This is a genomic window from Roseovarius carneus (assembly GCF_020141465.1).
Taxonomy (GTDB): domain Bacteria; phylum Pseudomonadota; class Alphaproteobacteria; order Rhodobacterales; family Rhodobacteraceae; genus Roseovarius; species Roseovarius carneus.
Window position 1 is genome coordinate 1 of sequence record NZ_JAHSPD010000001.1, and the last position, 17,163, is coordinate 17,163.

Genomic DNA, 17,163 nt, shown 5'->3' on the forward strand with positions numbered 1-17,163 from the left:
TATCTTCGTCGTTATGCCACCACGAGAACGCCCCCTCGCGGGCAATGGATGGCCTGGCAAAGAGTCCCCCTTTTGCGCCCTGACCCGAGCGGTGAACCTTCACAATCGCTCCGTCAATCATCGCGTATTCCAAGTCTGCGTCTGAAGTCATCTCTTTGAACAGGCAATGAAAAGCGCCCGCTTTGACCCACCGTTGCTGACAGGTGAATGGGACATTCACCGAGAGGGACGGAACCGCTTGAACACGCTGTTCCATTTTCCGAATTCGTCCGGCAACTCACGGTTGCCCATCGTGGCGCCATTGGTTCGAGCCCAATGGGCGACGCGCCCCGGTGCGGACAATCCACAGGACCGCTTCAATGAACAAGCGGGGATCACGCCCGGTTTGTCCCGGATCGGATAACTTCCCAAGGCAATACGGTTCGTATGATGGTCCACTGCGCATCGGTCAAAACTCTTCCGGTCAAGGCTGCTCTCCTCTGTTTGCAACCTTGAAGCAGAACTCAAATGCGTTGGGAATCCTGAACGTCAACAGTCCCTAATCTGATGCTCAGATTTCATGCAAAATGCTCGTAACAGTCCCGGACGGCGGGCGCTTTAGCAGTCATTCATCTACGCTGCGGCGGATGTCTTGTTCGGGCCGATATATCAACTGCTGCAAACTGCGCAGGCGGCCGCGGCGGGCACGAACAAGACATTCGTAACGTGCATCAAGGACTGCACTCCGCGTTCTAGTTTTCGGTGTCCAAATAGTCTTCCATCGGTGGGCATGTGCAGGTCAGGTTCCTGTCACCCCAGACATTGTCTACTCGGTTAACCGACGGCCAATATTTATCAATGCGAAATGCACCGGGGGGAAAGCAAGCCGTTTCTCTAGAATATGGCCTGTCCCAGTCCTTAACGAGATCTTCCATCGTATGCGGTGCATTCTTCAACGGACTGTTTTCAGCATCGACGCTGCCGTTTTCAATGTCTGCGATCTCAGCTCGGATGGCTAACATCGCATCACAAAAACGGTCAAGCTCGGCTTTGGTCTCGGACTCCGTTGGCTCAATCATCAGCGTGCCTGCCACTGGCCAGCTCATTGTCGGCGCGTGGAAGCCGCAATCAATCAGGCGTTTTGCGATATCGTCCACTGTGACGTGGGCGGTCTCGGCAAAAGGACGCGTATCAATGATACACTCATGCGCAACGCGTCCAGTGGGGCCTTTGTAAAGGACGTCAAACGCCCCTTCGAGCCGTTTGGCTATATAGTTGGCGTTGAGGATCGCAACGCGTGTCGCCTGTGTCAGCCCTTCGCCCCCCATCATCAAGCAATATGCCCAGGAAATCGGCAGGAGCGAAGGCGATCCGAAAGCGGCGGCAGAAACAGCGCCCTCACCCGATGTAGGATCGCCCGGAAGATGCGGGATGAGGTGGGTCTTGACTCCAATCGGCCCCATGCCGGGGCCGCCACCGCCGTGAGGAATACAAAACGTCTTGTGCAAGTTCAGATGGCTCACGTCCCCTCCCAGATCACCGGGACGCGACAGTCCGACCATTGCATTCATATTTGCCCCGTCGATGTAAACTTGACCGCCGTGATCATGAACGATCTTGCAGATATCAATCACGGTCTCCTCAAAAACGCCGTGGGTGGAGGGATAAGTGATCATACAGCCAGCAAGGTTGTCGGCATGCATCTGCGCCTTTGCGCGAAAATCATCGACGTCAATGTCGCCATTGAGTGCCGATTTTACCGGGACGACTTGCCAGCCGACCATATGGGCCGAGGCCGGATTGGTGCCATGCGCGGACATCGGGATCAGGCAGATGTTGCGATGCCCTTGACCATTCGCACGGTGATAGCCCGCAATCGACAAGAGGCCTGCATATTCACCTTGCGCACCGGAATTGGGCTGCATCGAGATTGCGTCATACCCTGTCACATCACAAAGCTTCGCAGAAAGATCATCGATCATTTCGATGTAACCTACGGCTTGATCGCGGGGGATATAGGGGTGCAGCAGCGAAAATTCATCCCATGACACCGGCATCATTTCAGCGGCGGAGTTCAGCTTCATCGTGCATGACCCCAGCGGGATCATCGCACGATCAAGTGCGAGGTCGCGGTCCGCAAGACGGCGCATATAGCGCATCATCTCGGTCTCAGCGCGGTTCATATGGAAGACGGGATGGGTCAGGTATTCGGAGGTTCGGATCAGGTTTTCCGGCACATGATAGTGCGGCGTATAATCCTTGTCTTCGCGGTCTATGCCGAATGCACGCCAGACAGCTTCAATCGTTTCGGCACGCGTGCGCTCGTCCAGAGTGATGCCCACTTGTGTCGTGCCGACTGCACGCAAGTTAATACCTTCATCTACTGCTGATTTGAGCACCGCAGCCTGAAGGGGCCCAACCTCAACAGTAATCGTGTCAAAAAATGTCGCAGGACGGACGTCAAAGCCTGCGCTTTTGATCCCCTCAGCCAGTCGTGCTGTCTTGCGATGTATCCGTTGGGCAATCGCCTTAAGCCCTTCGGGTCCATGAAAGACGGCATAGAACCCCGCCATAACAGCCAACAAGGCCTGTGCTGTACAAACGTTCGAAGTCGCCTTTTCACGCCGGATATGCTGTTCGCGGGTTTGCAGCGACAGTCGGTAGGCCCGATTGCCGTGGCTGTCGATGGAGACGCCAACAAGGCGGCCCGGCATGGAGCGTGCGTAGTTTTGCTTGGTCGCCATATAGGCAGCATGAGGCCCCCCATAGCCAACAGGCACACCAAACCTTTGCGTGCTGCCAACCGCAATATCTGCGCCCATCGCCCCTGGCTCCTTGAGCAAGGTCAGCGATAGCGGGTCCGCTGCGACAATGCCGATGGCGTGTGCCTCGTGTAGCTTCGCAATCAGCGGCGTGAAATCGCGCAGATGTCCATATGACCCCGGATACTGAAAGATCGCCCCGAAAACGGTGGCGGCATCCATGTCATCGGGCTTGCCTATAACGATCTCGATCCCCAAAGGCGCGGCGCGCGTTTTCATCACCGCAATGTTCTGCGGATGGCAATTTTCGTCGATGAAAAAGCCTTTAACTTTCGTTTTGGCCACGCGCTGCGCCATTGTCATCGCCTCAGCGCAGGCCGTCGCCTCATCCAGCAAAGATGCGTTTGCGATTTCCAGCCCCGTCAGGTCAGACACCATGGTCTGGAAATTCAAGAGAGCCTCAAGCCTGCCCTGAGAAATCTCGGGTTGATACGGCGTATAGGCCGTGTACCACGCAGGGTTCTCAAAGATATTACGCTGGATCGCAGGCGGCGTGACTGTACCGTGATAGCCCTGCCCGATCAGCGAGGTCAGAACCTTATTTTTGGACGCGGTGGCTTTCATATGGTGGAGGAGTTCGCGCTCTGACATCGGCTTGCCAAAATCAAGCGGCTTGGCCTGTCTGATTTTTGCGGGAAGCGTATCAGAGATGAGCGCCTCCAGATCGTCAGCCTCCACCACTTTCAGCATCTCCGCCATTTCATGAGGCGATGGTCCGATGTGACGCCGATTGGCGAAGTCATAGGGCAGATAGTCGGTGGGGGTGAAGGTCATGTCAGGCTCCGAAATTTCAAGCGATGAAGGCGTTATAGGCAGCTTCGTCCATCAAGCCGTCTATCTGCGATACGTCCGACGGCCTGATCTTGAAAAACCAGCCCGCGCCAGTCGCATCTTCATTTGCGAGTGCGGGGGTGTCTGCCAAATCTGTGTTCACTTCGACTATTTCGCCATCAATAGGGGCCAAGATATCCGAGGCTGCTTTGACGCTTTCGATAACCACCACCTCTTCATTTTTGGCGACTTTGGTACCCACCTCGGGCAGCTCGACAAAAACGATATCGCCCAATTGCGTCGTTGCATGCGCGGTGATGCCAACCACAATAACGTCTGCTTCAGGGCGCAGCCATTCATGCTCTTCAGTATATTTCATGTGTTTTCTCCGTGTGTTAGCGTTTGAAGTTTGCAGGTGTGAAGGGAAGCGATGTAATCGTCAGCGGCAGGCGTTTTCCGCGCAGCTCGCCGAAAACCCTGGTGCCGGTCACGGCTTGTGCTGTGGGAACATAGCCCATCGCAATCGGGGCACCGACTGTAGGCCCAAAACCGCCAGATGTGATCATTCCGATGGGTATCTCATCATCGACTTGGGCAAACAGTGGCACACCCTCACGCATCGGCGCACGGCCCTCAGGCAGCAAGCCAACCCGCTTGCGCGCAGCACCATTGCCGAGTTCAGCCAAAATGACATCTGCACCGGGAAAGCCACCCGCACGGTCGCCGCCATTGCGCCGGACCTTTTGGATTGCCCAGCCAAGTCCCGCCTGAACAGGCGTCGTATCTGTATCAATATCGTGGCCGTAAAGACAAAGTCCTGCCTCCAAACGCAGGCTGTCTCGTGCGCCCAAACCAATCGGTGCAACATCCGGGTGGGCAAGCAAGTCTCGCGCAAACGCTTCGGCCTGCGCAGAAGGCACAGATATCTCATAGCCGTCTTCGCCGGTATATCCTGACCGCGACACCCAGCACTCAACCCCCGCAAGCGACAGGGACGCGACATCCATAAACCGCATGCTGCCGGCTTTTGCATTCAGCGTGGACAAGACGGTCTCGGCGGCAGGTCCCTGAAGCGCCAGCAGCGCACGATCGGTGATCTCAGTGACGGCAACCCCGCTCAAACGAGCCTTCAGATAAGCGATATCATTGGCCTTGCAGCCCGCATTGACGACCAGAAAGATATGATCGCCACGGTTGGATATCATCAGATCATCCTGGATACCGCCTGCGTCATTCGTGAAAAACCCGTAGCGTTGCCGATCCGGCTCAAGCCCGAGAATATCAACCGGGATCAACGTCTCCAGCGCGGTTGCCGCTGTTATATAATCGGCACCCTCGACCCTCACCTGCCCCATATGGCTGACATCAAACAGGCCCGCTTTGCTGCGGGTGTGCAAATGCTCGTGCAAGACACCACTCGGGTACTGAACCGGCATGGCATAGCCCGCAAAGCTGACCATCTTGGCGCCAAGTTCAACGTGAAGTGCATGTAGCGGAGTATGGAAAAGTTCGTTCATCGGAGGCCCCTACTGACAACGAGGCGTCCGGATATTACAGATATCCTGAAGCACCACTTTTGTTCGAAAGCAAATGCTTTCTCGCGTGATGCCCCCTCTGTACCTTGGCCTGAGATTGCTATCCCTTCGGCGGGCACGATCTACGTACCACTCTCCAGAGTCTTCGTATCGGCGTCGGTCCTTTTGCCTGAGAGTTTCCGGGGCGGTTGCTCCTTCGGCACCAACTTAGTTGGTTCTCCCGACGTCGATTTGAGGGATAATCGCGCTTTAAGCGTAGGTACGCAAGAGGTTTTTTTATCGATGACAGGGCACTTTTTCGAGCGTTCCTACGCCCTTTTAGACCGCCTGCGCGACTAGTGCTCGGCATCACATTGACCCGCGCCGGGTTTTCCGGAGGCTGATCTTTCTTAGGTATGCGGCTTTTACAAATGGCGCCCCAAGCACAACGGGATAAAAGAGGCTCATGCGAAAACCAAATAACTGTCGCTGAATGAGACGGACGAAAATGCGCCGCTGGCAGCAAAAAAACCAAAGCAACAATGAATCTCAGACTTCGTATCGGGCAGCCTGCGACACGCCCATGATCTCATCGCTGCGTGGCGGCGGGCTGACACCACCCACCAGCGCCCATACGCCAGTCTCGCGGGCCTGACACAGTAGAATATGATGACAGGTCAAATATGGCGTTTTATCCCATGGTTTGATGGTGACGTCCTTTCTCAGGAATGGACGGAAGCATTATGGGACAAATTCGTCATGGGAGCACCACGACCACGCACACAGTCACTCCGCTGGAGCTGCGGCCTTCATCTCCTCTTCAAGCGCTTGTGCGGTTGACGCCCGCGAGGTGGTCAAGCCAGCCACAAGCGCATAAGCGGCAGGCGTCAGAAACAACGTGAACACCGCAGCCAGACCCAATCCACCGACGATGACCCAACCAATTGCGGCACGCGCCTCCGCCCCCGGTCCACTGCCCAAAATCAACGGCAGGCCGGACATAACCGTGCAGATCAATGTCATCGAAATCGGGCGCAGGCGGGCCTTGGCCGCATTGAGGGCGGCATCCGTCGCGGATTGGCCCTGATCGCGCAATTGGTTGGCAAACTCGACCAGCAGAATACCGTTTTTGGCCATTACCCCTATAAGCATGAGCACGCCAATCTGACTGTAGATATTGATCGTGGTTCCCGTCAGAAGCATCGCGTAGATTGCAGCGCAGACGCCAAAGGGCACAGTGATCATGACGACCAGCGCGCTCGAAAAGCTCTCAAACTGTGCCAGAAGCACAAGAAAAACGACCAACAAAGCGATGATATAGGTCGCGGTCAGCGCCGAGGACGTCTCGTCCAGTGAGGCTGCTTCTCCCAGAAAGATCAGGCCGATACCGTCGGGCAGTGTTTCCTGCGCCAGCGCGCGCACATCCTCGATCACTTCGCGCAGGGTGACTTCGGCTCCAATCGACGCATCCACTTCGATGGCGCGGCGTTGGGCATGGCGGTCAAGCTCGGCTGCAACCCCCTTTTCCTCCAGCGTAACAATCTGGCTCAGCGGGATCAGCTCTCCCACATCAGAGCGCACATAGAGGCTCATGAGATCAACGGGATCACGCACCGATCCTGCGGCGGATTGCAATATCACCGGGATGGCCTGATCGTTGATGGTCAGCTCGGCAATCTCATCCTCGTCAATCAGGGCGCGCAGCGTCGTCGAAAGGGTCGACATCGGCACCGACAGGTCCGACGCGCGAGCGCGGTCTACGGTGATGCTCAGCTGCGGTTGTGTTGCCTGATACTGCACACGCACACCCGACAGCCCCTCGACACTCGCGAGCGCACGGGCGAAATCATCGGCAGCAGCGGCAATCTCAGGGTAACTCGCCCCCGTCAACGCGATGCTCAGACCTCCGCCTGATCCGCCGCGCAGGCCGAGACTATTGCCGCTGCGGATGCGGCTCTGCGCGCCCGGAATCATCGTGAGTTGGTCGTCAATCTCGGCCTGAATATCGGCCTGAGACACGGTGCGCTCGCCCCATGGGATCAGGCGCATGCCGATGGCGCCGCGGTTGAGATCGTAGCGCCCCGTTATGGAATAAAGCCCCTGTGCAATCCCCTGATCGACGTAGGGGCGCAAGATATCTTCGACCTGAATGACCTGCCGGTCGGTGTAATCAAGGCTGGTGCCATCCGGCCCCTGTATCCAGACCGAGATCAGGCCCCGATCCTCGGGCGGCACCAGCTCTTCGCCCAGATCATCATACACAAGGGCCGCACCCCCTGCGAGCAGGCTGGCGGCGACAATCGTGATCAGCGGCGCGCGGATCATCGGGCGCACCATGGCCGAATAGAGCGCTGAAAGGCCCGCGCCGATCCCATGAAACAGCGCGTTATTCTTGCCCAGCGGATCACCAAGAGAGGCGAGCATCGGGCAGACTGTGAGGGCCACGAAGGATGAAATCATGACCGTAATCGCAAGCGCAAAACCGAATTCGGTGAAAAGACGCCCCGCATCACCAGGCAGGAACGAGATTGGCACAAACACAGCGATCAACGTTATGGTCGTGGCGATAACGGCAAAGAAGACCTGCGACGATCCGACAACCGCCGCTGCCTTTGGCCCCATGCCTTCTTGCCTGCGCCGCTGGATATTTTCGGTCACGACAATGGCATCATCCACGACCAGACCCGTGGCCAAAACCATCGCCAGAAGCGTGATCAGGTTGATCGAAAACCCCATCAGCCAAATGGCCGCGATGGAGCCGACAAGGGCGATGGGGATGGTGATGGCAGGGATCAATGTGGCGCTCAGCCGGCCAAAAAAGAGCCACATGACCGCGATCACAATCACCAAAGCCAAAGCCAGCGTTTTCATCACCTCCACGATGGAGCCTTTGATAAACACCGCCGCATCATTGGTCACCTGAAACCCCAAATCAGGAAAGCGCAGTTTCAGCCCTGCAATCGCTTCGTTCATCTGATCCGATATGCGCACCGTGTTCGATTGCGCCTGCCGCACGATCCCGAGGCTGACGATCATGCGCCCGTCAAGCCGCGCAACACTCTGCGGCGAGGCCAGCCCGAAATAGACCGCTGCGACATCGCCCAAACGGACGTTGTCGCGCAGCTTCAGATCCTCAATCCGCTCAGGGTCAGAGACGGTCGCATCCGCGCGCACCAACACCTCCAGTGCGCCAGCACCAAAGCTGCCGACAGGCACGTCAAATTGCGCCGCACGCAGAACATCCGCCACTTCGCCAATCGAAAGCTCGAACGCGGCAAGACGGCCCGGCTGCACCTCGACCCGCAAAACACGTGACCGGTCGCCGAAGAGGACCACTTCGGCCACACCGTCCACGGCGGTGAATTCCGTGGCTATCGCGTCCTCGACCAGTTGGGTCAGCTCGTCGATGGGGCGGGTATCGCTCCAGACGGCGATATCAACGATGGGATCGGCATCTTGCTCAGACTTCACCACAAAGAGGTCAGTGACACCGCTGGGCAGGCGGTTTTCAATGCGCGAGACGGCCTCGCGGACATCATTGGACGCGTTTGCCAGATCAACGCCGGGGCTAAACTCAACCCGCATGCGAAAATTGCCTTCCTCGGAGGAGGTCCGCACAGAGCGCACGCCCGCCACGCGCGCAACCGCCCCTTCGACAAGCGAGGCAACCTCGGCATCGACCGTCGTGGGCGAGGCACCGGGGTAATTGGCGCGCACCGAGACAATGGGGCGGTCCACATCGGGCAATTCGCGCACCTCGATCCCCCAGAGCGCGCCGATACCTGCGATCATGATCATCAGGCTCATCACAGCTGCGAGATACGGGCGGCGCACGCTGAGCGCGCTGATCCCCTGCCCGCCAATCATCATGAGCTTGTTCCCTCAGGCGCGTTCAGCACCACGACCGCCGCACCGGGGCGTAACCTTTGGGTGCCCTCGACGACAATCCTGTCGCCCTCGCTCAATGGCCCATCGACAATCACATTGCCGCCGCGGCGCCGGACAAGACGCACCTCAACCCTTTCCACCACATCGTCCACCACGCGCCAGACATGCAGCGTGCCATCGGCAAATTGCAGCGCCAATTCCGGAACCCCCGGGAACATCTGCCCCGGCAGATCCAGCGTTAGGGAGAAAGACGCACCCGGGCGCAGCAAGTCCGCGTCGTTGTTGATGGCGGCACGCACCCGCGCCGTGCGCGTGGCCGCGTTGATCCGGCTGTCGATCACGGCGATTTCGCCGTCGAATGCGCGCCCTTCCGCCGATGGCGTGCTGGCCTTCAACGGTAGCCCAAGCGAAACGCGGCCCAAGAGGGCTTCGGGGAGGTCAAACTCGACCAATATAACGCTGCGATCATCAAAGCTGGCTACGGGATCATCCACCGCGATCCTGTCGCCCACTTCGACAGGGGACAGGCCTGCAATCCCGTCAAAAGGCGCACGCAGCACCCGCTCGTCAAGCTCCGCGCGGGCGCGGTCCACCTCAATCTGGGCGACCGTAAATTCGGTTTGGGTTTCCTCATAGCGCACGGTGGCGGCAGTCCCTGCATTTTGCAGTTGGCGGAACCTGTCGCGGTCAGACGTCGCACGCTCCAAGCGGGCTTGGGCCAAGGACAGCTCAAACTCTTGGTCGGTGTCATCAAGCCGCATCACTATATCGCCCTGCGCAAATCGCGTGCCCGCCGAGATGCCAAGTGCTGTGATTTGCCCACCGGACGGGGCGCGCAGCGTGACGGAGCGGGACGCGAATCCCGTGCCGATTGCGGTGAACGAAAGATCATCTGCAACAATACTGGTCGTGGCTATGATGACGGGCGTGCCTGTTGCCTGTTGGGTCGGTGCAGGGGCGGATTGAACCATGCTGCCTGGCGCGCCCAAAAGCGCGGACAATTCGGCGCGGTACTGCCACGCGCCACCTGCGCAGGCTAATATCACAGCGCAAACAACCAGTTGTTTCCAGAAGGACGTACGTGTCATGTCTTGGATCCCACCTACATTCTCATGGCCTTAACATATAGCGTCATTGGCCCCTGCGTCATCCATCCTCTGAGACGCACCGTCCTCATAGGTGTTATCCCCACGCGAGGGGGAAAGCTCTACATAAATTCCTGACTGAGATTTTTGTGGCATCAGTCCACCTGCATCCACAGAATTTGGAGGCCCACTATGCCGAGCAATATGACCCGCATGTCTTTCAATGTTGTCTCTGGCGCGGTCTCACCACGCGCGGGCAGACACGGTCGCGGTTTTTGGGCCTCAAATATGGGTGTGGACGGTTTCTGGGCCGTGCGGGCGGTGCCGAATATACTTTGGTGCGCGGTCATGACGGGCTTGTTATTGGCGCCTTCAATCAAGCCACCCCCCCTGAGGACGGCGTTGGTGTCTTGAAGCACTTTCATGGCCCCGCAAACCATGCGCCGGTCTTCCCCTGAGTTGATTGGCGGAATGCCCAGATCTTCGGCTTGCTCTGCAATCCAGCGGCACATATTGCCCATGGCAAACGATGTAATTGCCGTGACTGTTTATCAGGAGCGGCATCACGATATTCGGCAACCATATCTTGCCCGCCTCGCCCAACATATAAAAAATGCCCACCTTGACAGGCTCCGTGACTGGCGCGCCCTTGCCCTTCCAATCCGGGCTCAGTGTATCAAGCTCAGAAGGGGCAAGCACAGCCCCCGACAAGATATACGCCCCAACCTTACCCCTTTTTTCAAGGGCCACCACACGATGCAATTGGCGTCCAATTTCTTCGGCCGGATCGCCTGCGACAGGCCAGCAGGCCTCGTCACGCCAAAGATCACCACATCATATTACATCGCGTCGCATATCATGTCTGACATCACAAAATGCCCTCTTCAGGTTGAGCTTTAGCGCAGCCCATCCTCCCCCTTTGCGTCTTCGTGCTTTAGCCCACCAACCCGTGGCAATGGCCTGCCGCTGTCAGTGACGGCAATGGCGACCAGAATCTCTTTTGGCCGGGGTGCATCATTAAAGCGGATTTCAATGCCGTCGAAATGCGACCGCACATAAGCTGCATCTTTGTGGCCCAGCGGTATATCAAGATCCTGACCAAGCCCGCCACGTTTCTTGGAGGACGGGACAAGGGCCGTCCCCTTTTCCACCGCCACGCGCAAAGGCGCGCCCATCTTGGGATGCAAAAGTGCGGCGGCATGTTCCAGTTCGCCATCCTCTCCAACCATCGCAGCCTTGCCATAGCTTTCGACATCAGCGGGCTTGATCCCGAGCGCGGCCACAGCTTTCTCGCCCAGCATCCCGCCCAGCTCTGCGCCAATCTCCATCAGCGGCTCAAGGTCCTCGACATATTGTCCTGCAAAAGGGTTCTCGATGACCGCACAGGCCACGGCCTTGCGGGTTGGTGGCCCGATTGGTTTACCGCCCTCAATATGCGTTTCTTCGACCCAAACGCCAATTTTTCTGATACGCGCTTTCATTTCAAACCATCCTCCCCTTTGATATCCGATGCGTCCAATCCGCCGGAGCGGGAATGGATACGCGGCCCAGTCATCATGACCAACGCAAACAGCAGTTCATTTGTACGGGGCGCATCGTTGAGGCCAACTTCCATACTGTCAAAATGGCTGCGCACGTAGGACGCGTTGATATGGGCAATTGGCACATCAAGGCGGCTGCCGGTGCCGCCAACCTTTTTAGCGGACGGCACAATCGCCTTGGTCCCGCCAATAACTTCGCGCATGGCATAACCACCGGGCGCGTGCCAAAGCGCGCCATGCTCCAGCTCTCCCGCCGCACCAACAAGCGAGCCTTTGCCGTATCCTGAGACCTTGTCGGCCCCGCCGACAGCGGCGGCAAGACGCTGCGCCAATTGCAGGCCAAGTGGGCGAAGATCGTCCATGAACCACTGGATATCCGGCTCAAAACGGCCAGCAAACGGGTTGGTAATCACGGCAAAACAGGCACCGCGCAGCAATGGCACATCAACTGGGGGACCGCCTTCGTGGTAAATCTCTTCGACACTCAAGACGATTTTGCGCACTTCCAACTCTGACATCTTCTAACTCCGTTATGTATTGAGATTGGCTAAACCCCTGGCCAACCGTGATATTTTGACCCTGCAAAAACAGCGCGGCCCCTTTGATCTGGTCCAAGAAAAGCATTGATTGTGCTTGCGTGTGCCCAGCTTCAAGGGCCGCTTTACAGTCTGCCGCCTTCAAGAGAGGGACGCCAGTGACGACAAGCCGCGCGCCAAGATCGCTGTCGGGTGACAAATCACTGGCGGGTTCGCGTATAATATCCGGACAATCGGGCAGATCGACCGCATTGGCGATCAGCGTTGCCGCAACATCGGCTTGCGCTGCGGTCGCGGCAAGCACTGTAACACTATCTGCAACACCAAGCGAATGACTGCGGCCCAGCCGACCGCTAGTGGCGATCCCGCGAATGCCGTCTGCGGATGTGAACCGGATGCGCCCCAGATCGCTGCCATCGACTTGGGCCATTGCAACCAAATACTCTGTGTCCTCTGACAGATGCACAGCAATGTCCCCGCCATTATTCACATAGGCCCGCTGCAACGGGACCGCAGAACACATTGCCGCAAGGATTTCGTCTGCAACGGCACCTGCGACAGCGATCATCGGTGTCACAAAGGACTGTTCACACGAAGGGCCCGCAGCTTGGTACATTCTTTGTGCGACCGGATCAGCAGGCGCAGGCGTCCGGGGCGTCAATTGGCTCCGATGCTGCACGAGCCCCTCTACCAGCCCCTCAAGGATCGTCTGAAACCGCTGATGAGCCGCCTCGAACGCCACCTGACGCGCGCCGGGTTTCTCTGCATCCGCACCTATGATCAGATCAATCGGCCCGTGGTGCAGATGCAGGCGGTCACCTGCACCCAGAATAGCGGCTTGAGGCCCCTGCATGGTGCTCAGCTACCCTTTTTCCATCGGTAATTGTGTTTTGCCGTCGGATCCGCTTCGGGATCAATCCGGCCCACCCGGCGCACAGAACCCAAAATGACGTCTTCGATTGGTCTGACATGATCAGCATGCCCGCCCAATGCCACATAGTCCGATAGGCGCATCGTGAATTCAATGGGCGCCACAAGCGCAGGCGTCGGCACATAGCCAAAGGAATTCGATGGCATATCCAACACATCAGCCATCACAGTAATCCCGCCGCCCGGCCAGACATAGGCATTGGCACCGCCACACGACACATGCGTCAGAGCATCCTTAACCGAATTGGTAAGTTTCACCGGGTTTTCTGTAACCCCCGCCCGCAAAGACCCCCCAGCCCCCCCCATGAACAGGACGGAACAGATCGAGGGTTCGCAATTCTCTGCGATCCGGTCCACTGAAAATTGCAAGGCTTCGGTCAATGGAACCGGCTGCGGCTCAAGGTCCGCGTCTAGCTGAAAATATGCGTATTGCTCGCCCGTTGTGGACACCATCAAAAGTCGGAGCCCCTGCCACGCGACATTTTTATCGGCTGGTTTCAAAATGGTCAGCGGGTCTTCGACATCCGTCCCACCCCAGCCGGTGCCGGGTTGTGCCACCTGAAAATAGCGCCCCGGCGTTGATCGCCGGCCACGGATCTTGATACCCGAAGGCGGCACGTTCAGCATCTTGCCTGCCTGATGCTCCGAGAGGACCCCTGTGATGTGATCATCGACAACAATCACCTCATCCACATGCTGCACCCATTGCGATGCAAACATCCCGATGGCCGCAGAGCCACAGCCCACCCGCATCAGTTTTTCGGCCTGACCATTGACTATAGGGGCCTTGCCCGCCTGCACCACAACACAAGCGCCACCTTCCACAGTGAGCTCAACCGCTTCACCGTTGCACAGCTTCAGCAACGTGTCACAGGTGACGCGGCCTTCCTTCTTGGTCCCACCCGTCAGGTGCTCAACACCGCCCAGCGACAACATTTTTGAGCCGTATTCGCTGGTCATCACATGGCCGACCGGCTCGCCTTGACACAGCACAATGTCACGCTCGTGACCAATGAAGCGGTCGGTGTCGATTTTTACCTTCACACCGCAATAGCTAAAGATACCCTCAGTCACGATGGTGACCATGTCAGTGTCATCAACCTTCTGGCTAACAATGAACGGCGCGGGTTTGTAATCAGGGTATGTCGTCCCTGCCCCAACGGCCGTGATGAACGGCCGGTTGCTTTGAACCAGGTCGCCGTCCCAATCATTGCCGCTATTACCCTTCATAAAGGGCACAGCCTTTGCACCGCTTTCGATGGAATTTGAAATGATCGTCAATGGGTCAAGCCGGACAAGCTCGCCCGCGTGGTTGCCATAGCGATCGCAGGCACCGGATTTCCCATCCGCGATATAGCACAGGACCGGGCAGGCATCGCAGCGTATTTTCTCGGATTTTACGTGAGCTTTGTCAGTCATTTTCTCTACCTTTTAGGGCCGTACCTCCCCAAGGGGGATCACGAAAATAGTGCGGCACCAGAACCCTCACCCGGCACGGTAATCACGCGCCCCCAAACAGCCTCGCCGCTCTGCTTCAAACCAACGCTTGCGCCCAGATTTCTCTTACTCAAACACCCGTCGCCGCAGCCAAAACAAGATGGGCAGCAACAATCCGCAGCTGGCAAGGCATCGTGGGTCTTCCAGCTCAAATCGCTTGCATACTAACATTATTAGTGGACTGTGGGATGTGTCAAATACTAATTGTGGAGCCGATGAAATAGCCAATTAAAGTCAGGTATAGCTGGCGCTTAACTCAGCAGCGACTGACGTAGACATGTGGGATCACACGGCCCCCTCAGCCCAGCCGAAGTTATCCAAGCTTCTTGAGCAATCGCAAAAGCGTGTTTCGCTCAGACGTGGTCAGAGGTGATAATGTCAGGTCCGAGATTTGTCGACCTGCGTCATGCAGGTCCGGCACAATCTCGATCTTTTTGTCAGGTATCGACAGGATTGTACGCCGTTTGTCATTGGGATCAGAATTGACTTCAACCAATCCTTTTTTGCGCAACCTTTCAATCACACCTTTGATCGTAGCAACATCCATGGCTGTGCGCCGCCCCAGTTCGTTCTGGGAGCACTCACCGAGATCAGCCAATCTGACCAGAGCCGCAAACTGGGTTGGCGTCAGGCCAAGCGGGATGACATTCTGAAACAAGGATGAGTGGCGCTGGTTGGCCAAGCGCAGAAGGTAGCCAACTTGTTGGTCAAGAATGTATTTGCCTTCGTTCTCTTCCAAATCTCCGCCACTCCGCTCCTGGTTTCAATCACTGAAAACCGGTGACACCCCGTCTTTTCGGTAAGCGACTTGAGATAAGTTTACAACCCGAGCCCCACGCGGGACGTAGGAGGCAAAGGCGCACAGCTTTTGATCCTCCGCCACGCAAACCGGTGCCAAGTGCCTGTCAAAGATCAGAGAAAAAAGTGGACAGCCGCGCCTCTGTCGTTAGCATACAAACACAAATGCAACACTGGAGACCCCAATGGCGAAGTCAACACGCAAGCTGGTGATCAGGAATATCGGCCTGATCTTGACGGGAAAGATGGAGGCGCCGATCGCCGACGGAGACTGTGTGATTGCGATAGACGGCAAGATTTCAGAATTCGGGTATGAAAAAGATCTCGACACCGAAGATGCGACCACAAAGATTAATGCCCACGGATCGACCCTGGCACCCGGTCTGATTGACAGCCATGTGCATCCCGTCGTGGGCGATTACACCCCACGCCAACAGCAATTGGGGTGGATCGATTCAACATTGCACGGTGGTGTCACCACGATGATATCGGCGGGTGAGGTTCATATGCCTGGTCGCCCGAAAGACATTGTCGGACTAAAGGCGATGTCGATTGCCGCTCAACGGTTTTACGAAAATTTCCGCCCGTCCGGCGTCAAGGTGTTGGCAGGTGCGCCCGTCATTGAGCACGGGATGGAGGAGCACGACTTCAAGGAACTGGCCAATGCTGGCGTAAAATTCTTGGGCGAAGTGGGGTTGGGCTCTGTCAAAGACGGCAAGACCGCCAATCAGATGGTCAATTGGGCTCGTAAATATGGCATTCAATCCACCATTCATACGGGCGGTCCGTCCATCCCCGGTTCGGGTCTGATCGATGCTGATATGGTGCTGGAAACAGGCACCGATGTGGTGGGCCATATCAACGGTGGCCACTCGGCGCTGCCCGACGATCAGATCATTTGTTTGTGCGAAAACTGCGGCAAGGGCTTGGAGATTGTCCACAATGGCAACGAACGCGCCGCCCTGCTGACGCTGAACACCACGCGCGAGTTGAACAAGCTCGATCAGATCATTCTTGGCACTGACGGTCCGGCAGGTTCGGGCGTACAACCCTTGGGCATCATGCGTATGGTTGCAATGCTATCCAGCCTTGGAAATGTCCCTGCTGAAATCGCGTTCTGTTTCGCAACCGGCAACACCGCACGCCAGCGCGAGTTGGACGTTGGACTGCTGGAGCCCGGCTTTTCCGCCGATTTTGTGCTGATGGATCAAGCCCAACACGCGCCCGGCAAGAACATCCTTGAATCCGTCCAGCTTGGCAACCTGCCCGGCATTGGCATGATGATCATTGATGGCGAGATTTGCAGCCGTCGCAGTCGAAATACCCCTCCGGCACAAAACCTTCCCGAAGAGGAAAGCTGACGGTCTCCCTGAGATCTGGCCAAAAGAGCAATCTTACGGCGTTTTCGGGGTTCTTTACTGTGCGGTTTTCGGCCTGAAATTTGCGTCTCGTTAAGGCACCGCTGCTACCCGCCCCGCGCAGATGCGAGCAGACCCGTTCAAGCAATAGGCCCTCTAAGTATCAACATAAAAGCGGGCAACGGACCTACGAAATCCCTTCTAGAGCGTGATACATAGCTATTATCGCCCAGCTTATTTAGGAGCTTGCGAAACCGCCCTGCTTTGCTCGAAGTCAGCTTTTCGATGATTAACTCATCCATCGCCTGCTCTGCGATGAGCTGTTCATCTTCGGCTGCCTTTGCATTGCCCATATCTTCGCTCTTTCAAAATCGATCAGTAATTCAAAAGCAAGAGGGGTAGCACTTCACGTATCGCTCACACCCAAGCGCTTCGGATGCACGA

Annotated in this window: 13 protein-coding genes, 1 pseudogene and 1 riboswitch; of the genes and pseudogenes, 2 read left to right on the top strand and 12 right to left on the bottom strand. The window is 57.0% G+C overall.

Annotated elements, in window-relative coordinates:
* The 6 genes and pseudogenes from KUD11_RS00005 to KUD11_RS00030 form a co-directional block, all read right to left on the bottom strand.
* A pseudogene (locus KUD11_RS00005) lies at nt 1–397 on the bottom strand (hypothetical protein); the annotation flags it as partial.
* A gap of 334 nt (nt 398–731) precedes the next feature.
* Complete coding sequence (gene gcvP / locus KUD11_RS00010; RefSeq protein WP_109387725.1) at nt 732–3,575, bottom strand: aminomethyl-transferring glycine dehydrogenase; 2,844 nt, start codon at nt 3,573–3,575, stop codon at nt 732–734.
* Between the two features lie 16 nt (nt 3,576–3,591).
* Nucleotides 3,592–3,951: a glycine cleavage system protein GcvH gene (gene gcvH, locus KUD11_RS00015; RefSeq protein ID WP_109387723.1), complete on the bottom strand. Its 360-nt coding sequence runs from the start codon at nt 3,949–3,951 to the stop codon at nt 3,592–3,594.
* 16 nt (nt 3,952–3,967) lie between these two features.
* Nucleotides 3,968–5,089: a glycine cleavage system aminomethyltransferase GcvT gene (gene gcvT / locus KUD11_RS00020; RefSeq protein ID WP_109387721.1), complete on the bottom strand. Its 1,122-nt coding sequence runs from the start codon at nt 5,087–5,089 to the stop codon at nt 3,968–3,970.
* 165 nt (nt 5,090–5,254) lie between these two features.
* A riboswitch (glycine riboswitch) is annotated at nt 5,255–5,340 on the bottom strand.
* A gap of 532 nt (nt 5,341–5,872) precedes the next feature.
* On the bottom strand, nt 5,873–8,956 hold the full coding sequence (locus KUD11_RS00025; RefSeq protein ID WP_109387719.1) for an efflux RND transporter permease subunit: 3,084 nt from the start codon (nt 8,954–8,956) through the stop codon (nt 5,873–5,875).
* The gene (locus KUD11_RS00030) at nt 8,953–10,062 is read right to left on the bottom strand and encodes an efflux RND transporter periplasmic adaptor subunit (RefSeq protein ID WP_109387717.1); all 1,110 of its coding nucleotides are present in this window, start codon (nt 10,060–10,062) and stop codon (nt 8,953–8,955) included. The genes KUD11_RS00025 and KUD11_RS00030 overlap by 4 nt, the downstream gene beginning before the upstream one ends.
* Nucleotides 10,063–10,208: 146 nt before the next feature.
* Here KUD11_RS00030 and KUD11_RS00035 point away from each other — a divergent pair, with 146 nt between their 5' ends.
* Nucleotides 10,209–10,517 (top strand): hypothetical protein, encoded by a 309-nt coding sequence (locus tag KUD11_RS00035; RefSeq protein ID WP_224380311.1) that lies wholly within the window; start codon nt 10,209–10,211, stop codon nt 10,515–10,517.
* Nucleotides 10,518–10,955: 438 nt separating this feature from the next.
* Here the strand turns inward: KUD11_RS00035 and KUD11_RS00045 are convergent, their stop codons facing one another.
* From KUD11_RS00045 to KUD11_RS00065, 5 genes are all read right to left on the bottom strand, one after another.
* Nucleotides 10,956–11,540 carry an amino acid synthesis family protein gene (locus KUD11_RS00045; protein ID WP_109387713.1) on the bottom strand — a complete coding sequence of 195 codons (585 nt, stop codon included), beginning with the start codon at nt 11,538–11,540 and terminating at the stop codon, nt 10,956–10,958.
* Nucleotides 11,537–12,118, bottom strand: coding sequence for an amino acid synthesis family protein (locus KUD11_RS00050; RefSeq protein WP_109387711.1), 582 nt, complete (start codon nt 12,116–12,118; stop codon nt 11,537–11,539). Before KUD11_RS00050 ends, KUD11_RS00045 begins: the two co-directional genes overlap by 4 nt.
* Nucleotides 12,045–12,989 carry a UPF0280 family protein gene (locus KUD11_RS00055; RefSeq protein ID WP_109387709.1) on the bottom strand — a complete coding sequence of 315 codons (945 nt, stop codon included), beginning with the start codon at nt 12,987–12,989 and terminating at the stop codon, nt 12,045–12,047. Before KUD11_RS00055 ends, KUD11_RS00050 begins: the two co-directional genes overlap by 74 nt.
* Before the next feature lie 5 nt (nt 12,990–12,994).
* A complete protein-coding gene (locus tag KUD11_RS00060) occupies nt 12,995–14,485 on the bottom strand; it encodes a 6-hydroxynicotinate reductase (protein WP_109387707.1) in 1,491 nt (496 codons plus the stop codon).
* 391 nt (nt 14,486–14,876) lie between these two features.
* Nucleotides 14,877–15,302: a MarR family winged helix-turn-helix transcriptional regulator gene (locus KUD11_RS00065; protein ID WP_109387705.1), complete on the bottom strand. Its 426-nt coding sequence runs from the start codon at nt 15,300–15,302 to the stop codon at nt 14,877–14,879.
* A 244-nt stretch (nt 15,303–15,546) separates the two neighbouring features.
* Here KUD11_RS00065 and KUD11_RS00070 point away from each other — a divergent pair, with 244 nt between their 5' ends.
* Nucleotides 15,547–16,722: an amidohydrolase family protein gene (locus KUD11_RS00070; RefSeq protein WP_109387703.1), complete on the top strand. Its 1,176-nt coding sequence runs from the start codon at nt 15,547–15,549 to the stop codon at nt 16,720–16,722.
* Between the two features lie 137 nt (nt 16,723–16,859).
* On the opposite strand, the gene KUD11_RS00075 is transcribed toward KUD11_RS00070, so the two are convergent.
* Nucleotides 16,860–17,072 (bottom strand): hypothetical protein, encoded by a 213-nt coding sequence (locus KUD11_RS00075; protein WP_109387701.1) that lies wholly within the window; start codon nt 17,070–17,072, stop codon nt 16,860–16,862.
* Nucleotides 17,073–17,163: the final 91 nt, after the last annotated feature.